1 protein-coding gene is annotated in these 656 nt (G+C 68.6%); it reads right to left on the bottom strand.

The genetic code is table 11. The annotated features are described in order from the left end of the window. Window positions 1-516, bottom strand: a 516-nt coding sequence (locus LG634_RS37565; protein ID WP_226741038.1) for a DUF742 domain-containing protein, incomplete at its 3' end; no start/stop codon positions are given. Window positions 517-656: the final 140 nt, after the last annotated feature.

Below are 656 nucleotides of genomic sequence, written 5' to 3'. Positions count from 1 at the left end.
CAGTGTCACGTCAGGCTGGCCGCCGGCCGACTCGTCGCCGCCGGGCTGGTGAATGGCGACGAGGCCCGCCTCCGCCAGGTCGGCGACGAGGATGCGGGCCACGCCGAGGGGAATGGAGAGTAGTGCCGAGATCTCCGCAACGGACTTGATCTCCTGGCACAGCCGGCAGATGCGCTGGTGCTCGGGCAACTGCCCTTGCAGCCGTGCGGGATCCGCCGTGGTGCTGACCAGCGCCTCGATGGCGAGCTGGTAGCGGGGCCGGGTACGCCCGCCGGTCATCGCGTACGGACGCACCAGCGGGTTGTGGGCCTTCGGAGCCGCCGGCGCCGCCCGGTGGGGCTGCGACGGCGGCCTATGGGCCGGGGGCTGCTGACCATAGGGCTGTTGCATGTACGGGTTCTGCTCCTGCGCGGGCTGCCGGGTGGGAGCGGAGGGGAAGTTGAAGCGGTTCTGGTCGTGCCCACCCTGCGGCTGCTGTGCGCCGCCGTAAGGATGTCCTCCTGGGGGTGTGCTCACGTTTCCTCCTCCGACTCCAAGAACGCAGTACTCCCTGTGGAACCGCGCCACCGCACCCTATGGTGCGGTGGCGCGAAACGCACTGCCTGTCTGCTGGTTGAGAACTGTTCAGGTCTTAGTTGAGAAGGCTGCCTTGCAGT

The organism is Streptomyces bambusae (assembly GCF_020532645.1).
Lineage (GTDB): Bacteria > Actinomycetota > Actinomycetes > Streptomycetales > Streptomycetaceae > Streptomyces > Streptomyces bambusae.
Note: the sequence above shows the minus strand (reverse complement) of the source record. Positions and strands in the feature narration are given on the sequence as shown.